At 63.5% G+C, this 230-nt stretch carries 1 protein-coding gene; it reads left to right on the top strand.

All coding sequences use genetic code 11. The features are described from left to right. Nucleotides 1-230 (top strand): recombinase family protein (locus CVH10_RS25000; RefSeq protein WP_219925139.1); only part of this gene is annotated, 230 nt, incomplete at both ends.

Below are 230 nucleotides of genomic sequence, written 5' to 3'. Positions count from 1 at the left end.
GGACTGAGCGGTATCGATCGGCCGCGGCCGGCACTCGCGGCAGCACTCGCCGCGGTATCTGCGCGAGACACTTTGGTCGTCACCTCGCTCGACCGGCTGGCTCGGTCGGTGCCGGACCTTTCAGATATCACTTCTGACCTGTCACGGCGTGACGTGTTGTTGATGTTCGACGGTGTCGTGCACGACCCGAAGGACCCGATCGGCGAGACCGTATTCTCGATGCTGTCGAC

Source organism: Halomonas sp. ND22Bw (assembly GCF_003011945.1).
GTDB lineage: Bacteria > Pseudomonadota > Gammaproteobacteria > Pseudomonadales > Halomonadaceae > Halomonas > Halomonas halophila.
Note: the sequence above shows the minus strand (reverse complement) of the source record. Positions and strands in the feature narration are given on the sequence as shown.